The organism is Paenarthrobacter sp. Y-19, from assembly GCF_029223985.1.
Lineage (GTDB): Bacteria > Actinomycetota > Actinomycetes > Actinomycetales > Micrococcaceae > Arthrobacter > Arthrobacter nicotinovorans.
In genome coordinates this window covers 3,252,330-3,272,501 of record NZ_CP119414.1, presented here as the reverse complement: position 1 = coordinate 3,272,501, position 20,172 = coordinate 3,252,330, and the positions used below count along the sequence as shown (strand labels likewise).

General features: G+C 63.2%; 17 protein-coding genes. 12 read left to right on the top strand and 5 right to left on the bottom strand.

All coding sequences use genetic code 11. The features are described from left to right. Positions 1-88: 88 nt before the first annotated feature. From PYR64_RS15235 to proC, 7 genes are all read left to right on the top strand, one after another. The gene (locus PYR64_RS15235; RefSeq protein WP_235502995.1) at positions 89-1,738 is read left to right on the top strand and encodes a methyltransferase; all 1,650 of its coding nucleotides are present in this window, start codon (positions 89-91) and stop codon (positions 1,736-1,738) included. Further along, positions 1,735-2,445, top strand: coding sequence for a winged helix-turn-helix domain-containing protein (locus PYR64_RS15230; protein ID WP_026267060.1), 711 nt, complete (start codon positions 1,735-1,737; stop codon positions 2,443-2,445). Before PYR64_RS15235 ends, PYR64_RS15230 begins: the two co-directional genes overlap by 4 nt. 124 nt (positions 2,446-2,569) lie before the next feature. Beyond that, positions 2,570-5,293: a type I DNA topoisomerase gene (gene topA / locus PYR64_RS15225; RefSeq protein ID WP_055971137.1), complete on the top strand. Its 2,724-nt coding sequence runs from the start codon at positions 2,570-2,572 to the stop codon at positions 5,291-5,293. Positions 5,294-5,358: 65 nt separating this feature from the next. Further along, positions 5,359-5,793 carry an SseB family protein gene (locus PYR64_RS15220; RefSeq protein ID WP_018777016.1) on the top strand — a complete coding sequence of 145 codons (435 nt, stop codon included), beginning with the start codon at positions 5,359-5,361 and terminating at the stop codon, positions 5,791-5,793. Between the two features lie 89 nt (positions 5,794-5,882). Then, on the top strand, positions 5,883-7,004 hold the full coding sequence (locus PYR64_RS15215; protein WP_018777015.1) for a Ppx/GppA phosphatase family protein: 1,122 nt from the start codon (positions 5,883-5,885) through the stop codon (positions 7,002-7,004). Position 7,005: 1 nt separating this feature from the next. Beyond that, positions 7,006-7,836: a sugar phosphate isomerase/epimerase gene (locus PYR64_RS15210; protein ID WP_018777014.1), complete on the top strand. Its 831-nt coding sequence runs from the start codon at positions 7,006-7,008 to the stop codon at positions 7,834-7,836. A gap of 318 nt (positions 7,837-8,154) precedes the next feature. Next, on the top strand, positions 8,155-8,985 hold the full coding sequence (gene proC, locus PYR64_RS15205; RefSeq protein WP_055971140.1) for a pyrroline-5-carboxylate reductase: 831 nt from the start codon (positions 8,155-8,157) through the stop codon (positions 8,983-8,985). Positions 8,986-9,049: 64 nt separating this feature from the next. On the opposite strand, the gene PYR64_RS15200 is transcribed toward proC, so the two are convergent. Further along, positions 9,050-9,688 (bottom strand): TrkA family potassium uptake protein, encoded by a 639-nt coding sequence (locus PYR64_RS15200; RefSeq protein ID WP_011775951.1) that lies wholly within the window; start codon positions 9,686-9,688, stop codon positions 9,050-9,052. A gap of 40 nt (positions 9,689-9,728) precedes the next feature. Then, positions 9,729-11,162, bottom strand: coding sequence for a potassium transporter TrkG (locus tag PYR64_RS15195; RefSeq protein WP_018777012.1), 1,434 nt, complete (start codon positions 11,160-11,162; stop codon positions 9,729-9,731). Between the two features lie 102 nt (positions 11,163-11,264). On the opposite strand from PYR64_RS15195, the gene PYR64_RS15190 reads away from it, so the two are divergent. Next, positions 11,265-12,491: an acetoin utilization protein AcuC gene (locus tag PYR64_RS15190; RefSeq protein WP_275776080.1), complete on the top strand. Its 1,227-nt coding sequence runs from the start codon at positions 11,265-11,267 to the stop codon at positions 12,489-12,491. Positions 12,492-12,514: 23 nt separating this feature from the next. Here the strand turns inward: PYR64_RS15190 and PYR64_RS15185 are convergent, their stop codons facing one another. Further along, positions 12,515-12,991 carry a hypothetical protein gene (locus PYR64_RS15185; RefSeq protein WP_039242798.1) on the bottom strand — a complete coding sequence of 159 codons (477 nt, stop codon included), beginning with the start codon at positions 12,989-12,991 and terminating at the stop codon, positions 12,515-12,517. Between the two features lie 177 nt (positions 12,992-13,168). On the opposite strand from PYR64_RS15185, the gene PYR64_RS15180 reads away from it, so the two are divergent. Both PYR64_RS15180 and gdhA read left to right on the top strand, forming a co-directional pair. Further along, positions 13,169-13,702, top strand: coding sequence for a metalloregulator ArsR/SmtB family transcription factor (locus PYR64_RS15180; RefSeq protein WP_055971146.1), 534 nt, complete (start codon positions 13,169-13,171; stop codon positions 13,700-13,702). Between the two features lie 208 nt (positions 13,703-13,910). Then, positions 13,911-15,248 (top strand): NADP-specific glutamate dehydrogenase, encoded by a 1,338-nt coding sequence (gdhA, locus tag PYR64_RS15175; RefSeq protein WP_055971149.1) that lies wholly within the window; start codon positions 13,911-13,913, stop codon positions 15,246-15,248. Between the two features lie 89 nt (positions 15,249-15,337). Here the strand turns inward: gdhA and PYR64_RS15170 are convergent, their stop codons facing one another. Beyond that, positions 15,338-16,669 carry an alpha-hydroxy acid oxidase gene (locus tag PYR64_RS15170; RefSeq protein WP_275776079.1) on the bottom strand — a complete coding sequence of 444 codons (1,332 nt, stop codon included), beginning with the start codon at positions 16,667-16,669 and terminating at the stop codon, positions 15,338-15,340. Positions 16,670-16,759: 90 nt separating this feature from the next. On the opposite strand from PYR64_RS15170, the gene PYR64_RS15165 reads away from it, so the two are divergent. After that, positions 16,760-17,455 carry an FCD domain-containing protein gene (locus PYR64_RS15165; protein ID WP_018777006.1) on the top strand — a complete coding sequence of 232 codons (696 nt, stop codon included), beginning with the start codon at positions 16,760-16,762 and terminating at the stop codon, positions 17,453-17,455. Positions 17,456-17,524: 69 nt separating this feature from the next. Here PYR64_RS15165 and PYR64_RS15160 read toward each other — a convergent pair whose 3' ends face one another. After that, the gene (locus tag PYR64_RS15160) at positions 17,525-18,553 is read right to left on the bottom strand and encodes a LacI family DNA-binding transcriptional regulator (RefSeq protein ID WP_055971151.1); all 1,029 of its coding nucleotides are present in this window, start codon (positions 18,551-18,553) and stop codon (positions 17,525-17,527) included. Between the two features lie 180 nt (positions 18,554-18,733). Between PYR64_RS15160 and PYR64_RS15155 the strand changes: the two genes are divergently transcribed. Beyond that, on the top strand, positions 18,734-20,146 hold the full coding sequence (locus PYR64_RS15155; protein ID WP_055971153.1) for a Gfo/Idh/MocA family oxidoreductase: 1,413 nt from the start codon (positions 18,734-18,736) through the stop codon (positions 20,144-20,146). Positions 20,147-20,172: the final 26 nt, after the last annotated feature.

Here is a 20,172-nt window from a genome sequence, read left to right as displayed (position 1 = left end):
CAACGCTACCGGGTTCGGAAGGCGTGCTTTGTCCACATAGGGCGACAGACGAACCCATGGGCAGCTGTGCCGCACCTACACTGGCAAGGTGACTGACACAGCTTCCTTGTTTACCGCCGGCAATACTGACGATGCTCCCCGCAGCGACCAGCCGGACCTTCTTCTGGCCCTCTCCTCGGACCTTCGTGCCATCTCCTACACCGTGGACGGAGTGGCCGGGCTCCTGGGCGGGTCAGCCTCGGAAGCGCTGTCCCGGGACCAGCTCGTTCCAGCCCTGTTGGCCAGTGAACGTCAGCTGCTCTCCGAAGACCCGGCCGTCCGGGCGCTGGCCGTCATTGTCCGCCTGTGGCTTTTGGCGGTTCCGCAAAATGTCGCTGATGTCGATGCCGCACTGACCGGAACCGGGTCGAGCGGACTGGAAAGTCTGGGACTTGTAACTGTTGAGTCCGGGCTGGTCCAGGCCAGGGTGGACCTTCGTCCCTATGGCTGGGATGCCAACGCGGACGGCACCGGTGGAGCGGAACTGTGGGTGGCCAGCGACCTCGCTGCCCATCAGCAGCCAGGGGTTTTGAGGCACGATCACGTCCTGGGGATTGGCCGGGCCTCCACAACGCTTGTCCAGACCACGTCCCGGCGCCACACCGTACGCGCGTTGGATCTGGGGACGGGCTGCGGGATCCAGACATTCCACCTCCTGCACCACTGTGAGCATGTCACGGCCACGGATATCTCCCCCCGGGCCCTCGCCTTCGCCCGCTTCAATCTCCTGCTCAACGCCACTGAGCTGGACGTGGACCCCGACAACCTGGAAGCCCGCGTGAGCTTGAGGCTGGGCTCGCTGCTGGAGCCGGTGGCCGGGGAACTGTTCGGTCTGGTGGTGTCCAACCCGCCGTTCGTGATCACTCCCCGCACCGGCGGTGAGTCCTCTGCCGAGCAGTTCACCTACAGGGACGGCGGATTGGCAGGTGACGGGATCGTGGCATCACTCGTGCAGTCCCTCGCCTCCGTCCTCGAACCGGGCGGTACCGCGCAGATGCTGGGCAACTGGGAGATTGCCGCGGGGGCGGACTGGAAAGACCGTCCGAAGGCCTGGCTGAAGGATTCAGGTTTGGATGTGTGGTTTATCCAACGCGAGCAGGTTGGCCCGGAGCAATACGCTGAAACGTGGCTGCAGGACGCCTCGCAGAACCGTGAAGGCGGCCATTACAAGGACGCCTACGCCGCCTACCTCAGCGACTTCGCTTCCCGGAATGTCGAGGGAATCGGTTTCGGCATGATCCTGCTGCGCCGCCCCGAGGCCGGGCACGGTGCCGTTATCAACCGCTTCGAGGAAATCACCTATCCCATAGAGCAGCCGATTGGGCCACATCTGGGTTCCGCGGTGGAGAGGGCGGACTGGGTGTCCGCGCACCCCATCCCGGAGGCGCATCTCATAGTGGCCGAGGACGTGACCGAGGAACGCCACCAACGGCCTGGAGCAGCCCATCCGGGTGTCATCCTCCTGCGTCAGGGGGCCGGTCTGCGGCGTACCAACCTGCTGAGCACGGAACTGGCCGGCTTTGTTTCAGCCTGCGATGGGCAGCTGTCTGTCAGGCAGATCGTTTCTGCCTTGGTGGCATTGCTGGGCGGAGACGATACCTTCGACGAAGGTGTTTTCCGTGAGGGATTGTTCAGCGAGGTCACCAACCTGGTCCTCGATGGTTTCCTGCTTCCCGACCCGGAGCGGTACGGCTCATGAATGGCCCAGGCGTGCCGCGCCCGTCGACGTCCGGTCGCCCCGATAGTGACCCTGACTACACTGATGAAGTGATTGCGAACAACGAGACATCCCAAACGTCGGGAGACGCCCCGCGGCGGAAGCGGGCAGAGAAGACGGTTGAGATTACCGATCCCAAGGCTATCCGCGCCTTGGCGCATGCTGCCCGCATTGAGGTGATCTCCGAGCTCTACGCTACCCAGGTAAGCCACACGGCCACCGAACTTGCCGCCAGGACGGGCCTGACCCCGAGCGCCATGAGCTACCACCTCCGGGCTCTCCAAAAGTGGGGAATTGTGGCACCGGCGGAGAACTCGGGAGATGCCCGTGAAAGGCGTTGGAAAGCGGCCGGGACGGACTTCACGATTTCCGGAGGCAGCGTCGCCAGCCCGGAGATCGCAGTGGTGGACTTGGAACTGGACGCCTTCCGACGCAGGGCATCGGCATTTGCCAAAGCCCGGGGTGAGCGGCGTCAGCGGGGGGAAACGGGGGAGGAGCCCGCAGCCGTGGTCCTCTCAAGCAACCTGCTGTACCTGACCAACCCGCAGAGGAAAGAGCTTGCGGACAGGATCCGGGAGGTTGTGCGGGAGTACGAACTTGAGGATCCCACCCGGATTCCCGAGGGTGCGCAGCGAATGGCAACCTTGTGGTCAATGATCCCTGACGACCGCGTGGCACCGGGCCAATAGCACCATCCCAGGTCCCCGAAGGACCGCCTGGTTTCCCTGGCCAAAACGCAGGATTCTGCAAACTATGGTGAACTAGGCCAATATGGGCAGCAGCCCAATTACACATTTTTTCTGTAGGAGCACCGTGCCCAGCAAGGCAAAAACCGGCAAGAAACTCGTGATCGTGGAGTCTCCGGCCAAGAGCAAGACCATCGCCAAGTACCTTGGCGAGGGCTTCATCGTCGAGGCTTCCATCGGCCATATCCGGGATCTTCCCCAGCCGTCAGACCTCCCTGCAGAACTGAAGAAGACTTCGCTGGGCAAGTTCGCGGTGGACATCGAAAACGACTTCAAGCCTTACTACGTGGTGTCTCCCGACAAGAAGAAAAAGGTTGCCGAGCTCAAAGCCCAGCTGAAAGATGCTGACGCTCTCTACCTCGCAACCGATGGGGACCGCGAAGGCGAAGCCATCGCGTGGCACCTCCTGGAGGTCCTGAAGCCCAAGGTTCCCGTATACCGGATGACCTTTGGTGAAATCACCAAGGAAGCCATCCACCGGGCCATGGACAACCTGCGCGACGTCGACACGGCGCTGGTCGATGCCCAGGAAACCCGCCGTATCCTCGACCGGCTCTACGGTTATGAAATTTCCCCCGTGCTGTGGCGCAAAGTAGCCCGCGGACTCTCGGCGGGCCGCGTGCAATCCGTGGTGACCCGCATGGTCGTGGATCGTGAACGCGAACGCATGGCCTTCCGGGCAGCCTCATACTGGGACCTGACGGGGCAGTTCGGCACAGGATCAGGATCCTTCAAGGCCAAGCTCGCCGCCGTGGATGGTGCCAAGGTGGCCAGCGGCCGCGACTTCAACGACAACGGCCAGCTCACGTCCAGCAACGTTGTCCATCTCAACGAGGAACTGGCCACGTCTCTGGCGTCAGGGCTGGAAAACGCTGATTTCCGTGTCCGTTCGGTAGACACCAAGCCGTACACGCGCCGGCCTGCAGCTCCGTTCACAACCTCGACGTTGCAGCAGGAAGCTGGCCGCAAGCTCCGGTTCTCCTCCAAGAGCACCATGCAGATCGCGCAGCGCCTGTATGAAAACGGCTACATCACCTATATGCGTACCGACTCCTCGGCGCTGAGCGATGAAGCGCTCACCGCTTCCCGCCGCCAGGCTGCTGAACTGTACGGACCCGAGTACGTACCCCAGAGCCCGCGCGTTTACGCAAACAAGGCGGCCAACGCCCAGGAAGCCCACGAAGCCATCCGCCCCGCTGGTGACTCCTTCCGCACTCCGGCCCAGGTTGCCAAGCAGCTTAGCGGCGACGAATTCCGGTTGTACGAACTCATCTGGAAGCGCACCGTCGCCTCGCAGATGGCCGATGCCAAGGGATCCACTGCCACGATCCGCCTGGGCGCAGTTGCCGCCGATGGACGTGACGCAGAGTTCTCCGCCTCCGGCACCGTCATTACGTTCCCCGGCTTCCTTGCCGCCTACGAAGAGGGCAAGGACGAAAGCCGCGGCGACGACGAATCCGATGAAGCCCGCCGCCTGCCGAACGTTGCCAAGGACGATTCCCTGACTGCTTCGGACATCGTTGCTGTTGGCCACGAAACGTCCCCGCCCCCGCGGTACACGGAAGCGTCCCTCACCGCAGAGCTGGAAAAGCGCGGCATCGGCCGCCCATCCACATATGCGTCCACGATTTCCACCATCCAGGACCGCGGATACGTCCGGAAACAGGGCTCTGCCCTGGTTCCCAGCTGGATTGCCTTCTCGGTGATCCGGTTGCTGGAGCAGCACTTCACGGACTACGTGGACTACGAGTTCACGGCCGACATGGAAGGCGACCTGGACAAGATCGCCAACGGCCAGGCAGCGGGTACCGCCTGGCTCAAGCACTTCTACTACGGTGAAGACGCCGATCCCGGCCTGCTGAGCATCGTCAACAACCTGGGCGAAATTGATGCGCGGGAAATCAACTCGGTGCCGATCGCCGAAGGCATCACGCTGCGCGTTGGCAAGTTCGGACCCTACTTGGAGAGCTCCATCCCCACGGTGGATGAGAAGACGGGCGAGGTAGTTGAGTCTGCCCGCGCCAATGTCCCTGAGGAACTCGCTCCCGACGAGCTCACGGCCGAAAAAGCCAAAGAGCTCATGGAGACAGCCGCTCCCGAGGAACGCGTTCTGGGAACCGACCCGCACACCGGTCACACGGTTGTGGCAAAGAATGGTCGCTACGGTGCCTACGTCACCGAGATCATCCCGGAAATGACCGAGGAACAGTTGGCCAACCAACCGGTCGAGTATTACAAGAACGGCAAGCCCAAGCCTCCGAAGAAGCCGGTCAAGGCAAAGCCGCGCACCGGTTCGCTCTTCAAATCCATGACGGTGGACAGCGTGACCCTGGATGAAGCGCTGCAGCTCATGAGCCTTCCGAGGGTCCTGGGCGAGGACGCCGAAGGCAACCCCATTACAGTCCAGAACGGCCGTTTTGGTCCGTACTTGAAGAAGGGCACGGACTCGCGGTCCATCGGATCCGAAGAGGAAATCTTCACGATCACTCTGGACCAGGCGTTGGAGATCTACTCGCAGCCCAAACAACGTGGAGCGCGGGCAGCCGTCCCGCCCTTGGCCGAGTTCGGCCCTGACCCAGTGTCGGAGAAGAACATCGTCGTGAAGGAAGGCCGCTTCGGGCCCTACATCACGGACGGCGTCACGAACATTACTGTCCCGCGCTCAACCTCGCTTGAGGAACTGACCCGGGAACGCGCCGTCGAGCTCTTGGCTGAAAAGCGGGCCAAGGGACCGGTCAAGCGGACCACCACACGTAAGGCCCCGGCGAAGAAAGCCGCGGCGAGGAAGTAGCCGGGACGTCGGCCGGGAAGCATTCGCGAATTGCGTCCCGGCCGTCATCGTGGTCGAGTAGAACCATGACTGAACAGACGGATTCCCCGGACAACGGACCCTTGAACGACCTCGAGGCGAAGCTCGCCTTGGCCGACCAGCCGGACGCGAACCCCGTGGACGTCATCCTCGCTTTCCTGAACAACGAGGTCTACCTCGTCAGCTCGGAAGCGGTGGACGGACCTGACTCCTCGGTTGAGCCGTTGGTGCTCTCGAACGCCGACGGACAACCCGTTCTTGCAGTGTTCAGCCACCCCAGCCGCGTTGACGACCGCTTCCTCGAGGCCGCACCGCACGTCCTGGGCACCATGGGTTCAGCCATCCTTGGAAACATCGGTGATGAGCTCGGCATGGTCATCAACCCGGGAAGCGAATTCGGCTTCGAAATCGACCCTGAGGGCATCGCGAATATCCGCCGCGACTTCAAGCGGGCGGACGAGGCAGCAGATCAGGCGGAATAGAAGCAAGCCAGGCAGCTGGCTTCCTTCGCGTCGGCGAAACGTCACCGCCAAGTTGCTTACCGGGCTTCAAATCGGTGAATAATGGCAGAATGCGTCTTGGCGTTCTCGACATCGGGTCCAATACCGTCCACCTTCTGCTGGTGGACGCCCACCCCGGCGCGCGCCCGGTAGCCTTCGCCTCCCACAAGCGTCCGCTGTCACTGGTGCAATACCTCGACGGTGATGGCAACATCAACGACGCCGGCCAGCATGAGCTCATCGAGTTCGTCCTGGAGGCCTGGGAGTTCGCGGCCAGCCACAAAGCGGAGGACCTCCTGGCCTTCTGTACCTCGGCCATCCGGGAGGCAACCAACGGGCCCGAGGTCCTGGCCAGGGTCAAGCACGAAACCACTGTGACCCTCCAGGAACTCACAGGCAGCGAAGAAGCCTCCATGACGTTCTTCGCCGTGCGCCGTTGGTATGGCTGGGGCGCCGGGCCGATCCTGGACCTGGACATCGGAGGCGGCTCCTTCGAAATGGCTTACGGCACAGACGAGCTCCCGGAGTTCGCCACCTCGGTCCCTCTGGGTGCCAGCCGGTTGACGCGGGACTGGCTCCACGACGACCCTCCCAGCGCCAAGAGCGTTAAGGAACTCCGGCGCTACATCCGCTCAACCTTGAAGCCCGTTGTCCGCAACTTCCACGAACTCGGCCGCGCTAATCTTGTGGCCGGCACATCCAAGACCTTCCGTTCACTGGCCCGTATTGCCGGCGCCGCTCCCAGCGCCGCCGGACCCTATGTAAAGCGCGAGCTCCATGCGGCGGACCTGGGCTTGTGGGCGCAGCGGATTTCGGCCATGACGGTGGAAGACAGGCTGTACCTCCCAGGTGTCTCGGATGCCCGGGCGCGCCAGCTGTTGGCTGGTGCCCTGGTCGCTGAAGCGGCGCTGGAACTTTTCGAATTCCCCACGATGGAGATCTGTCCTTGGGCACTGCGGGAAGGCTTGATCCTGCGCCGGCTGGACCAATTGGTTTTTGAGGAAGCCCTCGACCCCGCACCCCACGTGGGGAAAAGGAAGAAGGACAAATCAAAAAAGAAAGCGGCCAAGGAAGACGGCCGAAGCGCCGAATATGAAGATTCCCACCCGGATGTGAAAGAGTTTCCGGTCCCGGTAAATACCCCTGCCCCTTCCCCCATTCCAGCCCCCGCGGCAGGCGGGCTGGCCTCCTGAGATGAGCAACGACGTCGAACCTGAAGTGAATGACCGCCAGATCCCAGTGGCGCTGTCCAGCGCCTCCGTCTATCCCCTGAGTGTCCATGACGCTTTCGCCGTCGCCCAGGACCTGGGCTACGAGGGCGTTGAAGTGATGGTCACCAACAACGCCGTGAGCCAGGACCCCGCTGCCCTGATCCAGCTCAGCCACCGCTACAACCAGGAGATCGTCTCCATCCACGCACCCACCCTGCTGTTGACTCAGCAGGTGTGGGGCACGGCGTGGAACAAGATCGAGAAATCCTGCCAGATGGCCGCTGAAGTGGGTTGCGATACCGTGGTGGTCCATCCGCCTTTCCGCTGGCAGTCCAACTACGCGGAGAACTTCGTTGAAGGCGTCCGTGAGATCGCGACGACCTACCAGGTCCGCATTGCCGTCGAGAACATGTATCCGTGGCGCGTACGGGGTCGGGAAGCGGTGGCCTACCTGCCGCACTGGGATCCGCTGGGACAGGATTACGACGACGTCACGTGGGACTTCTCGCATGCCGCCACTGCGGGAGCCAACAGCCTGGAAGCCATCAAGGCCCTGGGAAGCAAACTCAGGCACGTCCACCTGACGGACGGCTCGGGCTCGGGCAAGGACGAACACTTGGTTCCTGGCACGGGAACCCAACAGTGCGCGGATGCCCTGCAGCACTTGGCAGCCACCGGCTTCGACGGCGTTGTGGTGGCAGAGATTTCCACCCGCAAGGCGAAGGTGGCGGGGGAGCGGGAGGAAATGCTCGCCGAAACCCTGCGTTTCGCCCGGCAGCACCTCACGATCCCGGCAAACGCGGAGCGTGGCTAGGCAGTAATTTCCCGGGTTGTTCGCTTGGCCTGCCGTTCCACGGCGGGCCATGCGAACAGTTCAGGGCTGCCTGCCGGCGCCTGAACAGGCTCTTAAATGCGAAAGCACCGGCGGCCGAATCGGGAAATGGGGGAAAACCCGCCCGGCCACCGGTGCTGCTGGCGGACATCCCCATGCCCGCCTCATCACTCGCACCCTCAATGAGGTAACTACTAAGTTACGGACCAAGCATGGGTACTGCCTGCAATAACCTTGGGAACAAGCTGTGAATCCGGAACCCATTCGACCCTGTCCGAGGTCTGCTGCAATGATGGAGCCATGAGCAACCGAATCGCTTTCCTTGGCTGTGGATCCATGAACGAGGCAATCATGGGGGGTCTGCTCGCAGCGGGCACGGATCCCTCCGACATCGTGGCAACGGTTCGCCGGCCGGAACGCGCCGATGAACTTGCCCAGCGGCACGGCGTCATGGCGATCGCCGGCGAAGAAGAACCGGACAACAACAAGCTGGCCACCAAAGGTTCCGGGATGGTCATCCTCGGAGTGAAGCCAGTGGGCATTGCGGATCTTGCCCGGGAAATCAGCCCGTCATTGTCGAAGGACACCATTGTGGTGAGCGTCGCTGCGGCCGTTTCCGTCGCGCAGCTTGAGGCGGCGCTGCCGGAAGGCCAGCCGGTGATCCGTACGATGCCCAACACCCCTGCCAGGCTGGGCCGCGGCGTCGTGTCTGTTTCGCCTGGAACGCACTGCACGCCGGAACAGCTGGAGAAGGTCAAAACGGCGTTGGCCGGTGCCGGCAAGGTAGTTGAGGTTCCCGAAGAGCAGGTGGACGCGTTGTCGGCCATCAGTGGCTCGGGCCCGGCCTACGCGTTCTATTTGGCTGAAGCAATGGCTGCTGCGGGCGTGGAGCTTGGCCTGGACGAAGAACTCTCCCTGATGCTGGCACGCGAGACGGTGGCCGGTGCAGGTTTCATGCTGGCCGAACCGGGGGCGGACCCGCGTGCGCTCCGCATCGCCGTCACGAGCCCCAACGGCACGACTGAACGCGCCATCATGGCATTTGACGACGGCGGGATCCCCAGGATCATTGCCGACGGCGCCAGGGCTGCAGCGGCCCGCGCAGCGGAGATCACCAAGCAGCTCGGCTAGTTCCCTACGGCAAACGCCCTCCCGCGAGCGGCGGAAGGGCGTTTGCTGTACCAAAAATCAGTGGCTACGGGCGGGCGGCGAACCGCTCCAGCAGGTCTACGTGTCCGGACACGATCAACATGTCGTGGCCGGACACTTTGGTTTCCGGCCGGGCGTAGGTGAAGTCTTCGCCGGGGGTTTTCACGCCGACAATCGTCACACCGTATTTGGAACGGACCTTGGACTCTTCCAGCGTGAAGCCAACCGTTTCCTTGGGCGGGTACATCTTGACGATTGCGTAGTCGTCGTCGAACTCGATGAAGTCCAGCATCCTGCCCGATACCAGGTGGGCGGCGCGCACGCCGGCGTCGGCCTCCGGGTAGATCACGTGGTTGGCGCCGATGCGGGTGAGGATCTTGCCGTGCGAGGGGGTGATGGCCTTGACCCAGAGGTGCTGGATGCCGAGGTCCACGAGGTTCACGGTGATGAGCACGGACGATTCAATGGAGGTGCCCACGCCCACTACGGCGGAGCTGAACTCCTGGGCGCCCAACTGGCGGAGGGCATCGATGTTGGTGGCATCGGCCTCCACAACGTGCGTCAGCACAGGGGCCCACTTTTGAACCAGCGTGCGGTCGCGCTCGATGGCCAAAACTTCGCGGCCCTGCTTCACCAATTGCTCGGCTGTGGCAGAGCCGAACCGGCCCAGGCCAATGACCAGCACTGGGGCATTGTGTGCGGGGCGGTTGGCAGCCCCCGTGGTGTTAGCCAATGATTGGCCTCTCTTCCGGGTAGTGGAACAGCTGGCTGCGCTGGCGCAGGGCCAGGCCGGCTGCAAGGGTTACTGTGCCGACGCGTCCGGCGAACATCAGCGCTGTCAGTACATAAACTCCCGACGGCGGCAGCTCGGCACTGAGGTTGGTGCTGAGTCCCACGGTGGCGAAGGCGGAGATGGATTCGAAAAGCACCCGGTCCAGCGACGCTCCGCTGATGGAGAGCAACAAGAATGCTGCCACGGATACCAAGGTGGCGCCAGCAACGATCACCGAAATGGCCACACGCATGGTGCCTTGGGGAATGGTACGACCGTAGACCTTCACATCGGCGTCACCGCGGGCTTCGGCCATGATGGCAAGGAACATGACGGCAATGGTGGTCACTTTGATGCCACCTGCTGTGGAGGCGGACCCGCCGCCGGCAAACATGAGTGCGTCGGTGAGGAGCATGGTGGTGGATTCCATGTGGTTCTGGTCCACCAGGTTGAAGCCGCCCGAACGCGTCATTACGGACGCAAAGAGCGAATGCGTGATCTTGTCGCCGAGGTCCATGTTCGCGATGGTCCGCACGTTGTCCCACTCCATCATGGCCCAGAGCACTGTGCCGGCGACGAGCAGGATAAAGGAAACCTGGATGGTGAGCTTGGTGTGGAGGTTCCATTTCTTCCAGTTGAGCCCGTTCTGCTGCAGCACCATCACTACCGGGAAGCCCAGACTGCCGAGGAAGACCCCGAGCATCAGGGGCACAAGTATCCAGAGGTCGGTTTCGTAGGGCACGATGCCGTCCGAGTGAGGCGTGAAACCGGCGTTGTTGAAAGAAGAGATCGAGTAGAAAACTCCGTGCCACACCGCTTGCCAGAAGTCTTCGCCGAGCACGATGAAGCGCGGAATAAGCGCCAGCGCGAGGGCTCCTTCGATCACCACCGAGGTCACGATCACGATTCGGAGCAGGGTACCCACTTCACCGAGGCGGCCTGCATTGTTCATGGCTTCCTGTGCGATGAGCTTGCCGCGCACACCGAGCCGCTTGCTGACCATGAGGGCCAAAAGAGAGGCCAGCGTGAGGGTGCCCAAGCCTCCAACGAAGATGCCGACCAGGATGACGAGCTGGCCGAAAAACGTCCAATGGGTGGCTGTGGAAACCACAGTCAACCCGGTGACGCAGACACTCGATACGGCAGTGAACAGAGCCTGGTGCAGTGGCGTCACCACCCCTTCCGTCGAGGCCGCGGGAAGGGACAGCAATCCAGTGAAGAACAGGATGACGACGGCGAACACCGTCAGTGCCAAACGCGCCGGTGAGGTGTTGGCAATGTTGTCGATGAAGTCACGCACGCGCGTGAAGATCCAGAGACCTTCGCGTTCCTGCTGAATGGGTTGCCAGTTGCTCGGGCTCGTTGACCGCGACTGGCTGTGGGACATGGCGTTCTTCCTTGGTTGAAACAAGCTTTCCTGAGTAGTAAACCACTATTCGCGCGCGTAACCGGGCGTTGAGGCGTTCCAGCCTCAGGTAGCCTGTTCTGGATGAACTCCAGGCTTGGAACAGCTGCTTCCAGCATTACGCGGTCCGCACTGCCAACGACGGTGGTGTGGGATCCAGCCATGACTGCCTACAATTTTGGTCCGGGCCATCCCATGGCTCCGCAGCGGCTGGAACTGACAGCCCGCCTCGCAGAATCGTTGGGACTCTTCGGACACCATCATGTGGCGGTGGAGGCACCCAGCGTGGCGACCGACGTCGAACTTCTTTCTGTCCACAGCCCCGGATATGTGGCGGCGGTGCGCCGCGTCAGCGAAGACCCGTCCACTCCGGAGGAAGACCGTGGCCTGGGCACCGAAGACGACCCCGCCTTTGCAGGAATGCATGAAGCCAGCGCCCGCCTGGCCGGAGGATCGCTTCTGGCGGCTGACACGATCCTTTCCGGCCGCGCTGTGCGGGCCGTGAACTTCAGCGGCGGCATGCACCACGCCGCCCGGGAGCGGGCCAGCGGATTCTGCGTTTACAACGATGTCGCCATGGCCATCCAGCGGCTGCTCGACGGCGGTGTGCAGCGCGTGGTGAGCATCGATGTCGACGCCCACCACGGGGACGGCACGCAGGGTATTTTCTGGAACGACCCCCGCGTCATGACCATCAGCCTCCACGAAACAGGCCTCACGCTGTTCCCCGGAACGGGTTTCGCCAACGAAACCGGTGGGCCGGACGCGATCGGAACAGCAGTCAACGTTGCGCTTCCGACGTTCACCGGGGACGCCGCCTGGTTGCGGGCTTTCCATGCTGTGGTTCCGCAGCTGGTGGGAGCCTTCCAACCCGAGGTGATCGTGAGCCAGCACGGCTGCGACTCGCATCGGAACGATCCCCTGACGCACCTCAACCTGAGTATCGACGGACAGCGCGAGGCCGCTTCCGCCGTCGCGAGCCTTGCTGCCCGCTATTGCGACAACCGTTGGATCGCCACCGGGGGAGGCGGCTACGACGTCACCGGCGTTGTGCCGCGCGCGTGGAGCCACCTGATCGGCATGGTGACGCAGCGCCCTGTGCCGCTCAGCACCCCGGTGCCGGAAGCCTGGCGGACCTATGTGAAGGAAACGTACGGAGTGACGGCACCGGAGTCGATGGGTGACGACGTTGACGTCTGGTGGCGCTCCTGGGAGGTTGGCTACGATCCCGCGGACGAGGTTGACCGGACGGTCATAGCGACCCGTAAGGAAATCTTCCCGCTGTATGGATTGGATCCGTGGTTCGACTAAGGCGCGGTTCGTGGGGCCTTAGGCTAGGGCTCGGTCTTCTCCGTTTGGAAGACCACTCCCGCTGCGCCGATGAGCCAGCCCAGCAGGGACAGGGCGAAAGCACCGATCAGATCCGTGGATGCCTGTCCTTTGAACAACCAGACCACCAGGACCAGCATCCCCATGGTCATGTAGACCATGATGGCGAAGATCACCCGGCCAGAGAGTTTCATGGCCACCTCTGACGGGCGGATCACGGGATTCGGGTCGCCGGCCTTCTGGTTCCCGCTCTTGACTTCGGCGATGGTGAAACCCAAGGCCGACGCCGTCAGGGAACTCAGCGAGGTCGCCAGGACTCCCGCCGCGGTCACCAGGGCGCCGTTGAGTTCGGGGGCTTTGGCGCCGCCGGTGGGCACCCATGTCCCGACCCGCAGCAGCACAGTGGCCCACACGAGGACGAACAAAGCGAGGAAGACTGCGGCGATGATGTTGAAGATGTGCCGCCGAAAGAAGTCACTCATTGCCACTCACCCCGCGCTCTGGGCGGCCGGGGCCCTGGGAGCCCGGACGGGCCGTGACTCTGTTGTAGCACCAGCCATGGGGAGGGTCAACGAACTGCCGCCGCATCACAACGAAACCCGCCGCATCACAACGAAACAGGGATGCCAATCGGCGTATATGTCGCTAGGGTGTAAGGCATGGTGACTGACGACGTATTTGCCGTCATAGCTGAGGCAACCAGGCGCGACATCCTGGTCTCCCTCCGCTCTGGGGATAAAGCAGTAGGCGAACTGGTGGAGGAACTGGCTGCGAGCCAGCCCACTATCTCCAAGCATCTGAAGGTGCTCCGCGAGGCCGATCTCGTCAGCATGCGCGCCCAGGGCCAGAAGCGCTTCTACGCGCTCAATCCCAAGCCGCTCGCCGGCGTCGCCAATTGGCTCGAAACGTTCGACGTCGTTCCCTCGGTTCCCGCCGCCGTCGCGCCTGCCGCTGCGCCGGCTGCCGTCGAGCCTGCAGCCGCCCCGGTTGAGACGCCGACCCTTCCCGAGGCAATCAACCAGGCCGCGAAGGTCCACGCAAGCGGCACCCCCGTCTCACTTGATCCGGCGTCCGACGATACCGTTCCCCAGCAAATCGGCCGGACCGTGGGCCGGGCCGCTACCAAGGCTGCTGACCTGTTGGCCAATCTGCCGAATCTGCCCAACCTCCCCAAGTTCGGCCGCAAACGCTGAGAAGCCTCCATCTAACGTGATCCTCGTCACATTGTGAGTTCTTGTTAACCTTCCGGTTCCTTGATTTATCGGTGATTTTCTACAGTTGTGTTAACTCCATCCGGAGGGTCACATTGGCTCCGGATGGAGATCCTATGTCCTCGGGTGCAACCATGGGCGGGACTGATTCGTCCCGCCGCTGGCCGGCGCACCGAGGTTAGGAAGACGCATGGATTCAAGGCTCGAAGCCGTCCGCGACACTGTTTTGGCGAGGAACCCGGGGGAGAAGGAATTCCACCAGGCCGTCAGTGAGGTCTTCGAAAGCCTTGGCCCGGTGCACGACCGTCATCCCGAGTTCCTGGAGGGTGCCGTCCTGGAACGCCTGTGCGAACCCGAACGCCAGATCATCTTCCGCGTCCCGTGGACCGACGACGCCGGACGCGTCCACGTGAACCGCGGCTTCCGGGTGGAGTTCAACTCCGCGCTCGGACCCTACAAAGGTGGACTCCGCTTCCACCCCTCCGTGTATCTGGGCATCGTCAAGTTCCTCGGTTTCGAGCAGATCTTCAAGAACGCCCTGACGGGCATGCCGATCGGCGGCGGCAAAGGCGGCTCGGACTTCGATCCCCGCGGACGTTCCGACGCCGAAATCATGCGCTTCTGCCAGTCCTTCATGACCGAGCTGTACCGCCACATCGGCGAGTACACCGACGTTCCGGCCGGCGACATCGGTGTGGGCGGCCGCGAAATCGGCTACCTTTTCGGCCAGTACAAGCGCATCACCAACCGCTATGAATCCGGCGTCCTCACTGGCAAGGGCATTTCCTGGGGTGGTTCCCTGGTCCGTCCCGAAGCCACCGGGTATGGCACCGTGATTTTCGCCCAGGAGATGCTCAAGACCAAGGGCCAGTCCTTTGACGGCCAGCGTGTGGTGGTCTCCGGGTCGGGCAATGTCGCCATTCACGCCATCGCCAAGGCGCAGTCCCTCGGTGCCACGGTGGTGGCCTGCTCCGATTCGGCCGGCTACATCGTGGACGAGGCGGGGATCGACGTCGCGCTGTTGAGCCAGATCAAGGAGGTCGAGCGCGGGCGCCTCACCGATTACGCTGCCCGGCGGCCGGGTGCCAGCCACGTTGCCGGCGGTTCCGTTTGGGATGTGAACGGTACTGTCGCGTTGCCGTGCGCCACACAGAATGAACTCGACGGCGAGGCCGCAGCCAAGCTGGTCAGCAATGGACTGATCGCCGTGGCCGAGGGCGCCAACATGCCCTCCACGCGTTCGGCCGTATCCGTGTTCCAGGAAGCTGGGATCCTGTTCGGTCCGGGCAAGGCCGCCAACGCCGGTGGCGTTGCGACCTCAGCGCTGGAAATGCAGCAGAACGCCAGCCGTGACTCCTGGTCTTTCGAGCACACCGAGCAGCGCCTCACCGAGATCATGGTGGGTATCCATGACCGTTGCGCCGAGACCGCCGAGGAATACGGGGCGCCTGGAAACTACGTGGTGGGGGCCAATATCGGTGGCTTCGTCAAGGTGGCCGATGCGATGCTCGCGCAGGGCCTGATCTAGCACCTCCCCAAATCCAAAAGTAGAGGCCGTTTTGAATATTCAAAACGGCCTCTACAGCTTTGTGCTCGGGTGTATGTGCTTGGCTGCGCTCAGCGCTGCAGGAGCCGCACGTGGTCCGGGTTCAGGTCCGAGACCTTGCTGACGCCCAGGAGTGCCATGGTCCGGGTCATGTCCTTCTCCAGGATCTGGATGGTCCGGTCCACGCCTTCACGGCCGCCGGCCATCAGTCCGTAAAGGTAGGCACGGCCGATCAGTGCGAAGTCGGCGCCCAGGGCCAAGGCGGCCACGATGTCGGCGCCGCTCATGATGCCGGTGTCCAGGATGACTTCGGCCTGGCTGTTGTCTGCCTTCAACGCCGAGGTGACGTCCGGGAGCAGGTGGAAGGGGATCGGCGCGCGGTCCAGTTGGCGGCCGCCGTGGTTGGACAGGATGATGCCGTCGGCGCCGTGGTCCACTACCTTACGGGCGTCTTCAACGGTCTGGATGCCCTTGACCACCAGCTTGCCCTTCCAGGTTTCACGGAGCCAGTCCAGGTCCTCATAGGTGAGGGTGGGGTCGAACATGGAGTTGATGAGGTCAGCAACCGTACCGGTGTAGCGCGACAGCGACGCGAATGTGAGGGGTTCGTGCGTGAGGAAGTTGAACCACCACGCCGGACGGTACGACGCGTCCAGGACCGTTTTCACCGTCAGCGCCGGCGGGATGGTCATGCCGTTGCGGACATCGCGAAGGCGCGCCCCGGCCACAGCAGTGTCCACGGTGACCATGAGGGTGTCGTTTCCTGCCTTGGCGGCACGTTCGATCAGTTCGAGCGAGCGGTCGCGGTCGGTCCACAGGTAAAGCTGGAACCAGTTGCGGCCGTTCGGGGCTGCGGTGGCGACATCCTCGATCGAGGCGGTGCCCATGGTGGACAAGGTGTAGGGAATACCCGCGGCCTCAGCGGCCTGCGAGCCGGCGTATTCGCCCTCGGACTGCATCATGCGCGTGAACCCGGTGGGTGCGATGCCGAAGGGGAGGCGTGATTCCTTGCCGAGAATGTCCGTGCGGAGATCGATCCGCGATACGTCCCGGAGGATGCCCGGGCGGAACTCGATGTCTTGGAAAGCCTGGCGTGCCCGGCGCAGCGTGATTTCTTCTTCGGCGGCACCGTCGGTGTAGTCAAACGGAGCCTTCGGAGTGCGGCGCTTGGCGATGTCCCGCAATTCCCAGATGGTGCTGGCACGCTTCAGCCCTGCGGTCTTGCTGAATTCCGGCTTCTTGAACTGCATCAGCGGGGCAAGGTCCGAGACTTTGGGGATGCGGCGCTTCAGTGCCGGAGGCTGCACGACGGCGGGTCGCGGCTGGGGCGGGCGGCTCACGTTTTCGTCGCTCCCGGCATTTGCGGGGGCGGCGGTGATCTTGGGATCGAGGGTGTCGGTCATGCGGTTCTCCCTTGAATTCTGTGGTCCTGCCACTGTGGTCTAACCACACTGTAATCCATGTGGTCGGACCACATCAACTAGTATTCCGTTATGCGTACCCACGAACTTGTCCTGCAATGGATCGAGAAGCAGCTCTCCGACGGCGACCTCACGCTCGGAGGGCGCCTGCCCGGCGAGCGGACCATGGCGGAGCAGCTGCAGGTGTCCCGGACTTCCGTCCGGGAAGCAGTCAGGATTCTCGAAGCAATGGGTGTGGTCCGCGCGGGCGTTGGTTCGGGGAAGGACGCCGGGACCGTGGTCATCGCGGAACCGGGCTCTGCGCTGGGATCCACCCTCCGGCTTCATGTGGCCACGCGCCATCTTCCCGTGGCCGATATCGTGGAGACGCGGGTCCTTCTGGAATCCTGGGCGGCGGAGCGCGCCAAGACGGGTGTTCCGGCGCTGGAGGAGGCCGCAGGTCTGCTGGATCAGATGGATTCCGAGCAGGATATCGACGCGTTCCTGGCTCTCGACGCCCGCTTCCACGTTGCCCTCGCCGAGGCGGCGGGAAACGCCGTCGTCAGTGCGATGATGGCGTCGCTGCGGGGTGCGATCGAAAACTATGCGGGTGAGCTGACAGGGAACCTGCCCGACTGGAGTGCCACGTGCGCCAGGCTGAGGGCGGAACACCGCGCCATCCTCGCCGCGGTGAACAACAACGACGGCGGCACGGCGGCTGCGCTGGTGGCGGCCCACATCCAAGGCTTCTACAAAGAAGCCGGAGTGGGCTCGTCCCACGGGTCATAGAGCAACGCGGGGTCACTTATGGCCCATAGAAGCCCCCCGAAAGGGCCATAAGTGACCCCGCGTTGCTTTCTAAGCGGGCTTGAGGGCAGGGGCTGCGGTGCTCTTCCGGATCTCGACCCTGGGCGAGAATTCGTCCTGAGCCTGGACGGGGGCATCGCCGGCCTGCTGGATCTGTTCGCGCATCCTCCGCCAGGCCAGGCTCCCGAGTTCGTTGATGGGCACGGCCGCAGTCGTGAGCGGGGGTGTGGTGTATTTTGCGAACGGAATGTCATCGAAGCCGGTGACCGAAATGTCCTCCGGGACGCGGATTCCGCGCTCGTGCAAGCCACTGAGCAGGCCCATGGCGACGAGGTCGTTGAAGGCCAGGATGCCTGTGGCGCCGCTGGCGATGATGGCATCCGTGGATTCGTGGCCCGAATCGAAGTTCGAACCTCCCGGGAGCATCTGCAGTTCGATCTCCGGGTGCTCCTTCCGGAAGTGGTCCAAACCCACCAGGCGCTGCCGGTTTGAAGCGCTGTGCTCGGGCCCGGAAAGGAATACCAGCCTGCGGTGACCCAGGGATACCAGGTGCTGCGCCAGTTCCTGGATGCCCTGGCCATAGTCCACGCTCAGGCTCGGAGTGTTGGTGGCAATAGTGGTCCGGTTGATGAGTACCAGCGGGTGCAGGGTGGGTGCCAGTTCCTCAAGTTCGGCATCGCCCATGCGGGGCGCGCACAGGACAACGCCATCACAGCGCCGCCGGGCCTCCCCGGCCAGGATCGCTTCTTCGCTGGTGACTTCCGAAGAGTCGGCAATGAGGACACGGTACCCATCCTGGGCTGCTGCGATGCTGAGTCCGCGCAGGATGGCCTGGAAGGTGGGGTTCGCCAGGTCCGGGACCACAATGCCGATGGTGTCGGTTTTCCCGAGTGCCAGGCTTCGGCCCACGGGGTTGGGTTGGTACTTGAGCTCGGCCGCAGCCGCGCGGACCCGAGCGGCGATGCCGGGATCAACCGCGGCGTTACCGTTCATGACGCGTGAAACCGTGGCGTGCGAAACGCCGGCCTTCTCCGCGACGTCGGCAATCCCAACGCGCCTGTTGGTGTTCCTGCGTGCCATGTGGCCCCTTCCCTTTTGCCTGCCGCGCATGTGCTCCGTCGTTGGAGCAGTGGTTGACGTGACCACCTGAGTCTTGATAGAAAGCTTATATCCCTCCGAGAAAACGCTTTCTCAGTTATTCTTCCACACGAACCCGGGCCGTCAAACGGTTCACTCCTGCCTTTTGAAAGGGGCATTCACATGGTCAACGTCGACTCAGCCGAGACCCGGACCCCAGAAGCGGAAACGGCAACCCGGACAGACAGCCGCCAACGGACCAGGATCGCCCTGATTGGAACCGGCGGACGCTCGGAAATGTACATCCGGGCCATTTACGGACAGCACGCGGATGTCGCCGAACTCATTGCCCTTTCGGACGTCAACCAGGGCCGGGTGGACTTTTATCGGGAGCTCATCAAGGAACTCGGTGGAACACAGGCGGTGGCGTCCTTCGAGCCGGGCGAGCTGACCGGCTTCATCCAGGCCAACGGCATCGAACGAGTCATTGTCACCACACCCGATTACACCCACGCGGATTACATCGTCGAGGCACTTGAGGCCGGTGCCGACGTCGTGGTTGAAAAGCCGCTGACCATCGACGTTGAGGGCTGCCGCCGCATCACGGAGGCGGTCGCAAAGACCGGCCGCAACGTGGTGGTCACGTTCAACTACCGCTACTCGCCGCGAAACAGCGCGCTCAAGGAAGTCATCCAGAACGGGGTGATCGGCAAGGTCACGTCCATCGACTTCAGCTGGGTCCTGGACACCGTGCACGGCGCTGACTACTTCCGCCGCTGGCACCGTGAAAAGAAGAACTCCGGGGGCCTGCTGATCCACAAGGCCTCGCACCACTTCGACCTCGTCAACTGGTGGATCAACGACGTTCCGGAGCGCGTGTTCGCATCCGGTGGCCTGCGCTTCTACGGCGACAAGAATGCTGCCGAGCGTGGCTTGGGCTCCCGTCCCGAGCGTGGCACCGTTGATGGCCTCGAGCATGACCCCTTCCGTCTGGACATGCGCGAGGACGAACGCCTGAAGGCCCTGTACTACGACAACGAAAAGTTTGACGGCTACCTCCGCGACCAGGACGTCTTCACCGAAGGCATCACCATCGAAGACAACCTCGCACTGGTGGTGGACTACCAGGGCGGCCCCACACTCAGCTACTCGCTGAACGCCCACAGCCCGTGGGAAGGCTACCGCGTCACCGTCAACGGCACTGAAGGCCGGGCGGAACTCGAAGTGGTGGAACGAGCCGCGGTCGAGTCCAGCACCGACAAGAAGACTGTGGTTGACCCGAGCGCGACACCCATCGAGGAAGAGGACGCAGTCCGCCGTAACGGTGAGCGCCTGGTTGTCCAACGACACTGGGAAGCTGCCTACGAGGTCCCCATCATCAATGGCGAGGGTGGTCACGGTGGCGGCGACAACCTGCTGCTCTCGGACCTGTTCAACGGTCCCGGCGAGGACCCGCTGGGCCGCCCGTCCGGCTACATCGACGGGCTTCGCTCGGTGTCCGTGGGAATCGCCGGCAACCAGTCCCTGGACACAGACCTTCCAGTCCGTATCAGCGAGCTTGGCCTCGGGGCTGACCTCAGCCGCAGCCAGGCCTGACCGGTTCACCTACCAACGCAAGGAAC

Bases quoted from the DNA above. Each gene is read 5' to 3' on its own strand.
- PYR64_RS15230 (WP_026267060.1), top strand. From the start codon at position 1,735: ATGAATGGCCCAGGCGTGCCGCGCCCGTCGACGTCCGGTCGCCCCGAT.
- PYR64_RS15220 (WP_018777016.1), top strand. From the start codon at position 5,359: ATGACTGAACAGACGGATTCCCCGGACAACGGACCCTTGAACGACCTC.
- PYR64_RS15215 (WP_018777015.1), top strand. From the start codon at position 5,883: ATGCGTCTTGGCGTTCTCGACATCGGGTCCAATACCGTCCACCTTCTG.
- PYR64_RS15210 (WP_018777014.1), top strand. From the start codon at position 7,006: ATGAGCAACGACGTCGAACCTGAAGTGAATGACCGCCAGATCCCAGTG.
- proC (WP_055971140.1), top strand. From the start codon at position 8,155: ATGAGCAACCGAATCGCTTTCCTTGGCTGTGGATCCATGAACGAGGCA.
- PYR64_RS15195 (WP_018777012.1), bottom strand. From the start codon at position 11,162: ATGTCCCACAGCCAGTCGCGGTCAACGAGCCCGAGCAACTGGCAACCC.
- PYR64_RS15190 (WP_275776080.1), top strand. From the start codon at position 11,265: ATGAACTCCAGGCTTGGAACAGCTGCTTCCAGCATTACGCGGTCCGCA.
- PYR64_RS15185 (WP_039242798.1), bottom strand. From the start codon at position 12,991: ATGAGTGACTTCTTTCGGCGGCACATCTTCAACATCATCGCCGCAGTC.
- PYR64_RS15180 (WP_055971146.1), top strand. From the start codon at position 13,169: ATGGTGACTGACGACGTATTTGCCGTCATAGCTGAGGCAACCAGGCGC.
- gdhA (WP_055971149.1), top strand. From the start codon at position 13,911: ATGGATTCAAGGCTCGAAGCCGTCCGCGACACTGTTTTGGCGAGGAAC.
- PYR64_RS15170 (WP_275776079.1), bottom strand. From the start codon at position 16,669: ATGACCGACACCCTCGATCCCAAGATCACCGCCGCCCCCGCAAATGCC.
- PYR64_RS15165 (WP_018777006.1), top strand. From the start codon at position 16,760: ATGCGTACCCACGAACTTGTCCTGCAATGGATCGAGAAGCAGCTCTCC.
- PYR64_RS15160 (WP_055971151.1), bottom strand. From the start codon at position 18,553: ATGGCACGCAGGAACACCAACAGGCGCGTTGGGATTGCCGACGTCGCG.
- PYR64_RS15155 (WP_055971153.1), top strand. From the start codon at position 18,734: ATGGTCAACGTCGACTCAGCCGAGACCCGGACCCCAGAAGCGGAAACG.